The sequence below is a fragment of the Streptomyces sp. NPDC089915 genome (assembly GCF_040684675.1).
Classification (GTDB): Bacteria; Actinomycetota; Actinomycetes; order Streptomycetales; family Streptomycetaceae; genus Streptomyces.
In genome coordinates this window covers 1-7,484 of the sequence record NZ_JBFBGN010000214.1, presented here as the reverse complement: position 1 = coordinate 7,484, position 7,484 = coordinate 1, and the positions used below count along the sequence as shown (strand labels likewise).

6 protein-coding genes and 1 pseudogene are annotated in these 7,484 nt (G+C 76.2%); 5 read left to right on the top strand and 2 right to left on the bottom strand.

The window, feature by feature from the left end; all coding sequences use genetic code 11:
- Both AB0O29_RS33345 and AB0O29_RS33340 read right to left on the bottom strand, forming a co-directional pair.
- Positions 1–972: pseudogene (locus AB0O29_RS33345) on the bottom strand (hypothetical protein); the annotation flags it as partial.
- Positions 973–1,091: 119 nt separating this feature from the next.
- Positions 1,092–2,366, bottom strand: coding sequence for an MFS transporter (locus tag AB0O29_RS33340; RefSeq protein WP_365159408.1), 1,275 nt, complete (start codon positions 2,364–2,366; stop codon positions 1,092–1,094).
- Positions 2,367–2,450: 84 nt separating this feature from the next.
- Here AB0O29_RS33340 and AB0O29_RS33335 point away from each other — a divergent pair, with 84 nt between their 5' ends.
- From AB0O29_RS33335 to AB0O29_RS33315, 5 genes are all read left to right on the top strand, one after another.
- Positions 2,451–3,419, top strand: a complete 969-nt coding sequence (locus AB0O29_RS33335) for a LysR family transcriptional regulator (protein ID WP_365159405.1) — start codon at positions 2,451–2,453, stop codon at positions 3,417–3,419.
- A 97-nt stretch (positions 3,420–3,516) separates the two neighbouring features.
- Positions 3,517–4,896, top strand: a complete 1,380-nt coding sequence (locus AB0O29_RS33330; RefSeq protein ID WP_365159402.1) for a nitrate/nitrite transporter — start codon at positions 3,517–3,519, stop codon at positions 4,894–4,896.
- Positions 4,897–5,091: 195 nt separating this feature from the next.
- Positions 5,092–6,243: a uroporphyrinogen-III synthase gene (locus tag AB0O29_RS33325; protein WP_365159399.1), complete on the top strand. Its 1,152-nt coding sequence runs from the start codon at positions 5,092–5,094 to the stop codon at positions 6,241–6,243.
- A 9-nt stretch (positions 6,244–6,252) separates the two neighbouring features.
- The gene (locus AB0O29_RS33320; RefSeq protein ID WP_365159396.1) at positions 6,253–6,801 is read left to right on the top strand and encodes a GNAT family protein; all 549 of its coding nucleotides are present in this window, start codon (positions 6,253–6,255) and stop codon (positions 6,799–6,801) included.
- An 82-nt stretch (positions 6,802–6,883) separates the two neighbouring features.
- Positions 6,884–7,447 (top strand): CGNR zinc finger domain-containing protein, encoded by a 564-nt coding sequence (locus tag AB0O29_RS33315; RefSeq protein WP_365159393.1) that lies wholly within the window; start codon positions 6,884–6,886, stop codon positions 7,445–7,447.
- Positions 7,448–7,484: the final 37 nt, after the last annotated feature.

Sequence of the window (7,484 nt, the reverse complement as noted above, 5' to 3'; positions counted from 1 at the left end):
CTTGGGGCCCTGCGGGCCGGTGTCGCCGGTGTCGCCCTTCGGGCCCCGGTCGCCCTTCGGGCCGTGCGGGCCCTCGGGGCCCTGGGGGCCGGCCGGGCCGCGGTCGCCCTTGGGGCCCTGGTGGCCGGTGTCGCCGGTGTGGCCCTTGGGGCCGCGCTCGCCGGTGTCGCCCCGGTCGCCCTTCGGGCCGCGCTCGCCCGTGTCGCCCTTGTCGCCCTTGGGACCCTGCGGGCCCCCGGCCGGGCCCGTGTCGCCCTTGGGGCCCTGCGGGCCGGTGTCGCCGCGGTCGCCCTTCGGGCCCCGGTCGCCCGTGTCGCCGCGGTCGCCCTTGGGGCCCCGGTCGCCGGTGTCCCCCTTGTCGCCCTTGTCGCCCTTGGGGCCCGGGCGGCCGGGCTTGCCGTGGTGGCCCGGCTTGCCCTCGTGCCCCTCGTGGCCGTCGTGCCCGTCGTGGCCGTCCTGTCCGGGCGGGCCGTCGTCGCCCTTCGGCCCCCGTACCGGGGTGGCCACGGCGAAGAGGGCCGGCGCCTCCTTGCCGTCCGACCACTCGCCGCCGTCCAGCGTGGTGCCCTCGGGGGCGTTCGCGTCCACCTTGAGGGAAACCGCCAGCCGGGTCTGCGTGTTGGCCGCGAAGGCGAAACCGGCGCGGGTCCCCGCGTTGCAGGTCAGCAGGCGTGCGTCCTTGGAGCGGTTGCACGAGCCGCCGGCCCGCTGGCCGTTCCAGTAGAACCGCGCCTCCGGGAACGTGGTCCGCTCCGGGGCGGTGATCCGGAAGGTGCCGCTGTGCGCCGGGTCCGCCCCGTTCAGGGCCGCGATGACGACGCGGCCCGTCTTCCCGGGGGCGATGGAGGGGACGTACGGCTGGGAGAAGCGGACGTGCGAGGAGTCCGCCAGGGCGGGCACGGCCGGCATCAGACAGGACGCGGTGACGGCCGCGACGATCAGGGCCGACGAGACGGAGCGCGAAGCAGGCAAGGGGAGTTCCTCCGCTAAGGGAAGGGTTTGGGGGAAAGCCTCCCCAGTTATGGCGGATTGCGGCCTGGAAGGGTGCGACCCACGCGGTGATTTCACCCGGCAGCCGGATGAAATCCCGATCAACGGCCGGGTCGTGGAGTCGCCGATCCGATAAGCAGTGCGGTCAGGGCCGCGGCCGCCGGCAGGAGGTACGCCGTCCCCGTGCCCCACCCGTCCACCGCCAGGCCCGCCGTCGCGGACCCGGCCGCGATCCCCGCGAGGATCGCGGTGACGGCCAGCGTCAGGCCCTCGTTGAGACGGCCCCCGGGAGTACGGGACTGGACCAGCCCCATCGCGGTGACCATCACCGGCGCCGTCGCCATGCCGGCCAGCAGCAGGGCCGCCGCCAGCGCCGCGAGGGAGCCCGTGGCGGCCGCCGCCCACGGCAGGGCCATCGCCCCGGCCAGCGCGAGCAGGCAGGTCCGCAGGCTCCTCGGGCGCCGGGCCCCGTACAGCAGGCCGGCCGCGCACGACCCCGCCGCCTGGAGCGCGAGGACCGGGCCGGACGCGCCGCCCAGGCCCAGGGCGGAGAGGTGGGCCACCGAGGTGACCTCCATCGAGCCGAAGACCAGGCCGGTGGCGAGGAACAGCCCGAGCAGCGGCGCCAGCGCGCGCAGCGGGGACCGGCCCCCTCCGGACCGCCGCGCCCCGCCGGGCGGGGGTTCGGTGGCGCGGTGCGCGGTGAACACCAGCATGCCGGTCAGCAGCAGCACCGCCCCCGTGAGGGTGCCCGCCTCCGGGAAGGCGGCGGTGCACAGGAAGGCGGCGAGGACCGGCCCGAGCATGAAGCACAGCTCGTCGGCGGCCTGTTCGAAGGACATCGCGGTGTGGTGGGCGGACCGGGGCAGCAGGTGCGTCCAGCGGGCCCGGGACAGGCCGCCGATGTTGGGGGTGGTGGCGGTGGCCGCGTAGGAGGCGAACAGGGTCCAGGCCGGGGCCTGCGTACGGACGCACAGGACCAGGGAGAGCGAGCCGAGGACCGCGATCACGGTGGCGGGGACGGCGGTCCGGGCCTGCCCGTACCGGTCGACGAGCCGGGCCGTCCACGGGGCGACGACGGCGGTGGCGGCCATCCCGGTCGCGGTGACGGCGCCGGCGAGGGCGTACGAGCCGCGCTGGCCGGCGATCATCAGGACCGCGCTGATCCCGAACATGCCCATGGGCAGGCGGGCGAGCAGGTTCCCGGCGGTGAACCCGCGCGCCCCCGGGACGGCGAACAGCCGGGCGTACGGGCCCAGGAGGCGGGCGGCGGCGGAAGGCCGGACGGGGGCGGGGCGTCCGGCGGGGGAGGGCGCGGGGGAGGCCAGGACCAGGGTGGTGCCCGTCACGGCCATGAGCGGGGTCTCTTGCGGCATGCCCCGAGCCTGCGGCCCGGCCCCCGCGGCGGTCCAACACCTGTTCGGGGGCCATTCACGCCCTCCCGTTGTTAATGTTCCCCGGTGACCTCCCCCGACGTGGACCCCCGGCTGCTGCGCGGCTTCCTCGCCGTCGCCGAGGAACTGCACTTCACCCGCGCCGCCGCCCGCCTCTACGTGGCCCAGCAGGCCCTCAGCCGCGACGTCCGCCGCCTCGAACGGACCCTCGGCACCACCCTGTTCACCCGCACCACCCGGGCCGTCGAACTCACCGCCGACGGCGCGCGCCTGCTGCCCCACGCCCGCGAGGTGCTCCGCGCCCACGGGGAACTCGCCGCCGCCTTCGCCGGACCGCCCCCCGCCCTCCTCGTCGACCTCAACACCGACGGCCCCACCACCGCCCGCCTCGTCCTGGAACGGGCCCGCGAACTCGCCCCCGGCCACGAGCTGATGGCCCGCTTCGAAAGCGGCCTCACCCACGCCGCCGCCGAGATCGCCGCCGGCCGGCTCGACGTCTCCTTCGGCTACTTCGACGGCCTGGACCCCGCCCTGCGCTCCCGCCTCGCCCACCGGCCCGTACGCCACGAACCCCTCGCCGTGCTCCTGCCCGAGGACCACCCGCTGGCCGCACTGGAAGCCGTACCGCTCGACGCGCTCGCCGGGGAGAGCGTCTACGCCGGCGCCGGGAACCCGCGCACCCTGGAGTGGACCGGCCTGGCCCGCGAGCTGTTCGCCGGACGGGGCATCGCCCTGGCCCCGCCCGCACCCGTGGCCATCGGCAAGGAGGAGTTCGTCCGGGTGATGGCCAAGACCCGCAACCCCGTCCTGGTCACCGTCGTCTTCGCCGACATCCCCGGCTGCGTCAGACGCCCCCTCGTGGACCCCGTACCGCTCTCCCCGCTGTCCATGGTCTGGCGCGCGGGCCTGCGCCACCCCGGCCTGGACGCCCTCGCCCGCGCCGCCGCCGAACTCCAGGAAGCCCACCGCTGGCTGGAACTCCCCCCGGGCGGCCGCCTCCCGGCCGCGCTCACACCCGGCCCGCACGGCGGGTGAGAGCAAGGTTTCCCCCCGGTCATCCGGCGGGGACCGGGGCCGAAACGCGCCGTTCCTAGCGTCGCCACCACGGACGCGACAGCTGTGGAGGCGTGTGATGAACGGAAACCGGCCGCAAGGCCGCCGGGGCGGCCGCTGGATCGAACACTGGGACCCCGAGGACGAGACCTTCTGGCGGGAGACCGGCGAACGCACCGCCCGCCGCAACCTGCTCTACTCCGTCCTCTCCGAACACATCGGCTTCTCCATCTGGTCCCTGTGGTCCGTGATGGTGCTCTTCATGGGCCCCGCCTACGGGATCGACCCCGCCGGGAAGTTCTTCCTCATCGCCACCGCCACCACCGTCGGCGGCCTCGTCCGCATCCCCTACACCTTCGCCGTCGCCCGCTTCGGCGGCCGCAACTGGACCGTCGTCAGCGCCCTGCTGCTCCTCGCGCCGACCACCGCCGCACTCCTCGTCATGGAACCCGGCACCCCGTACGGGACCTTCCTCGCCGTCGCCGCGCTCACCGGCGTCGGCGGCGGCAACTTCGCCTCCTCCATGACCAACATCAACGCCTTCTTCCCGCTGCGGAAGAAGGGCTGGGCCCTCGGCCTCAACGCCGGCGGCGGCAACATCGGCGTCCCCGTCGTCCAGCTCGCCGCGCTGCTCGTCATCGCCACCGCCGGCGCCGGACACCCCCGGCTGCTGCTCGCCGCCTACCTCCCGCTGATCGTCGCCGCCGCCGCGCTGGCCCTCGTCCGCATGGACAACCTGGCCCCCGTACGGGGCGACGCGGGCGCGGTGCGCGAAGCCGTCCGCCAGCCGCACACCTGGATCATGGCCCTGCTGTACGTCGGCTGCTTCGGCTCCTTCATCGGCTACAGCTTCGCCTTCGGCCTCGTCCTGCAGACCCAGTTCGGCCGGACCCCGCTCCAGGCCGCCTCCCTCACCTTCATCGGCCCGCTGCTCGGCTCCCTCGTCCGGCCCGTCGGCGGGGCGCTCGCCGACCGCTACGGCGGGGCGCGGATCACCCTCGCGGCCTTCGTGGCGATGGCCGCCGCGACCGGGGTGGTCGTCCTGGCCTCCGTACGGGAGTCCCTGCCCGTGTTCCTCGTCGGCTTCACCGCCCTGTTCGCGCTCAGCGGGCTCGGCAACGGCTCCACGTACAAGATGATCCCGGGCATCTTCCAGGCCCAGGCCCTCGCCCGCGGCCTCGGCCGCGAGGAGGCCGCCGCGCAGGGGCGGCGGCTGTCCGGGGCCGCCATGGGCCTGATCGGCGCCGTCGGCGCGCTCGGCGGCCTCGGCATCAACCTGGCCTTCCGCGAGGCCTTCTCCGCCTCGGGCACCGGCACCGCCGCCTTCGTCGCCTTCCTCGGCTTCTACGCCGTCTGCTGCGCCGTCACCTGGGCGGTATACCTCCGCCGCCCCGCGACCGCGGCCACCGGCCCCGAGACGGCACAGAACGGGGAGAAGGCACAGCTCACGGCGGTGTGAGCGGCGTCGCGAGGGCCCAAGGCCGGTTAACGGCACCGAAATACGGCGGAACCGAGCCCGACACGACGGGTTGACAGGCTCGGACACCGAGGCGTCGAGCCGGCCGACAGCGCCGTCGGCCGGCTCGACGACGCCGGGGCCGGCGCCGGCCCCGGGAACAGACGCACCGGTCACTGGGCAAGGCAGGTCACCACGATGGACGACGCTACGCACGGCCCCCTCGCGGGCTTCACCGTCGGAGTCACCGCCGCACGGCGCGCGGACGAGCTGATCGCCCTGCTGCGCCGGCGCGGCGCGGCGGTCGTCCACGCACCCGCGCTGCGGATCGTCCCCCTCGCCGACGACGGCGAGCTGCTGGCCGCCACCCGCGCACTCGTCGACGACCCGCCGGACGCCGTCGTCGCCACCACCGCCATCGGCTTCCGGGGCTGGATCGAGGCCGCCGACGGATGGGGCATCGGCGAGCGGCTGCTGGACCGGCTGCGCGCCACCGAACTCCTCGCGCGCGGGCCCAAGGTCAAGGGCGCCGTACGGGCCGCCGGCCTGGTGGAGTCCTGGTCCCCGCAGTCCGAATCCCTGGCCGAGGTCCTCGACCGGCTGCTGGCCGGCCCGGTCGCCGGCCGGCGCATCGCACTCCAGCTGCACGGCGAGCCGCTGCCCGGCTTCGTGGAGGCGCTGCGCGACGGCGGGGCCGAGGTGGTGCCCGTGCCCGTCTACCGGTGGATGCCGCCCGAGGACCTCGCCCCCCTGGACCGGCTGCTGGACGCCGTCGCCGTCGGCTCCGTGGACGCCGTCACCTTCACCTCCGCGCCCGCCGCCGCCTCCCTGCTGTCCCGGGCCGGCGAACGCGGACTGCGCGAGGCGGTGCTGGACGCGCTGCGGGGGCCGGTGCTCGCCGCGTGCGTGGGCCCCGTGACCGCGCTGCCGCTCCAGGGCGAGGCCGTCGCGACCGTCCAGCCCGAGCGGTTCCGCCTCGGACCGCTGGTGCAGCTGCTCTGCCAGGAACTCCCCGGCCGCGCCCGGGTCCTGCCCGTCGCCGGGCACCGGCTGGAGATCCGGGGGCACGCGGCGGTCGTCGACGACCGGCTGCGCCCCGTACCGCCGGCCGGGATGGCCCTGCTGTCCGCCCTGGCCCGGCGGCCCGGCTGGGTGGTGTCGCGGGCGGACCTGCTGGCCGCGCTGCCCGGGGCCGGGCGCGACGAGCACGCCGTCGAGACGGCGATGGCCCGGCTGCGGGCCGCCCTGGGCGTACCGAACCTGATCCAGACGGTGGTCAAGCGCGGCTACCGGCTCTCGCTGGACCCCGGCGACGGCGAGGGCTGGAGCGGGGCCGGGGCCGTCCGTTAGCGTGCCCGCATGGTGATCAACGGGGTGGAGATGAGGGGCCTGGCCGTCGGCGACGCGGCCGGGCTGGCCGACGTACTGCGGCGCAACCGGGAGCACATGGCCCCCTACGAGCCCGAGCGGCCCGAGGCGTTCTACACCGAGGCGGGACAGCGGGCCCGCGTCGAGGGTATGCTCGACGAACGGGACGCGGGGCGGCTGGTCCCGTACGTGTTCACGGAGACGGCGACCGGCGCCGTCGTCGGGGCGATGAACCTCGGCAGCATCGCCCGCGGGCCGCTGTGCAGCGGCGGCGTCGGCTACTGGGTCGACCGGGCCTGGCACGGCAGGGGCCTGGCCACCGCCGGCCTGGAGGAGGTCGTCCGCGCCGCCCGCGACGAGCTCGGGCTGCACCGGATCGAGGCCGGCACCCTCGTCGACAACACCGCCTCCATGCGGGTCCTCGCCAAGGCCGGCTTCACCGAGTACGGACTCGCCCCCCGCTACCTCCACATCAACGGCGCCTGGCGCGACCACCGGCTGTTCCAGCGCCTGCTGCACGACGACCCGCCGCCCGCGTAGCCCGCGCGGGGGCTTCCGCTTCCCGGTCGGCGACGGCACTCTGGGGAGGCGTCCCACGGCGACGACCGAGGCGGTGACGGGCATGTGGTTCGACTCCGGGCGGGTCTGTCTGGACCTGCTGGCCACCCGGACCCCCCAGGGGGCCGAGGCCATCCACGACGGCGACGAGCTGCGCCTGTGGCTGGTCGGCGCCGGGCTGGTCCCCGACCGGACCCCGCTCGGCCGGCTCGGGCCCGACTGGGTGGAGGCCTTCCGCCGGCTGCGCCGCGACGTCGACCGCCTCGTCCGCGCCGAACTGGCCGGGACCGCCCCGGAGGAGGCCGCCCTGGCCCGCGTCAACGAGGCCGCCGCCGGACCGCCCCCGGGCGTGTGCGCGGTCCGTGACCGGGAGGGTCACCTGGTGCGGGAGCTGCGCGGCGGCGTGGAGTGCGCGGGCCTGCTCGCCACGGTGGCCCGGGACGCGGTGGAACTCCTCACCGACCCCGGCGACCTGGCCCTCCTGCGCTCCTGCGGCGGCGACGGCTGCGCCCGCCTCTACCTGGACACCTCCCGCGGCCACCGCCGCCGCTGGTGCTCCAGCGAAGTCTGCGGCAACCGCGAACGCGTGGCCCGCCACCGGAGGCGGGTGCGGGGGGCGGTGGGGTAGGGGCGGGGTCTTCGGGGGCTCGCGGTGCGGGCCCGCC